Source organism: Streptomyces coeruleofuscus (assembly GCF_039532725.1).
In the GTDB taxonomy this organism is placed as follows: domain Bacteria; phylum Actinomycetota; class Actinomycetes; order Streptomycetales; family Streptomycetaceae; genus Streptomyces; species Streptomyces coeruleofuscus.
Window position 1 is genome coordinate 1 of sequence record NZ_BAAASE010000032.1, and the last position, 660, is coordinate 660.

A 660-nucleotide genomic window follows, 5' to 3' on the forward strand; every position below is an offset into this window, starting at 1 on the left:
CCGAGGAAGGTGACGAACTCCCCGGCCGCGATCTCCATGGACGCCTCGTCGACCGCGACGACGTCCCCGTAGGTCTTGCGAAGGGCTACCACCGACAGCGCTTTGCCCGTCGCGGTGGTCCGAGTGCCTCCGGCCGGTGTGACGGACGGTGCGGCGATACCGAATTCAGCCACGAGCCCACTCCAGCCAGCGCTTGGTGACGGCCGATTCGTTCTTCAGCCACCAGTCGATGTCCGCGTCGAAGCCCTCGTCGTAGTACTTCGGCGCACCGGCAAGAGCGTTGCGCTCGTCTTCGGTCAGCTTGGCGTAGGCCACCGGGGAAGACGGGTTCGACGGGAAGGCCTTGGCCAGGGCGGCCTGGCTCTCGGCCCGCAGCGAGAAGTCCATGAGCTGGTAGGCGCCGTCCACGTTGGCCGCGCCCTTGGCGATGGCGTAGCCCTGGAACTGGCGGCGCATGCCGTTGAGCTGCCGCTCGACCGGGACGCCCTGCTTCTGCAGGTCGGCGATCCGGCCGTCCCAGACGGTGGACATCGTGACCTCCTGGCGGCTCAGGAGCACACCCGGGAGGGGACCGCTGTCCCAGAACTTCTTGATGTCACCCCGCAGCCGGGTCAGCACCTTGAAGGCGCGGTCCACATCCAGCGGGTACAGCTTGTCCAT

Annotated in this window: 1 protein-coding gene and 1 pseudogene; both read right to left on the reverse strand. The window is 67.6% G+C overall.

The features are described from left to right. A pseudogene (locus ABFX81_RS42120) lies at positions 1 to 173 on the reverse strand (polyamine ABC transporter ATP-binding protein); the annotation flags it as partial. Next, the coding region (locus tag ABFX81_RS42125; RefSeq protein WP_346139711.1) for an extracellular solute-binding protein at positions 166 to 660 on the reverse strand (495 nt) is incomplete at its 5' end. The pseudogene ABFX81_RS42120 and the gene ABFX81_RS42125, both read right to left, overlap by 8 nt.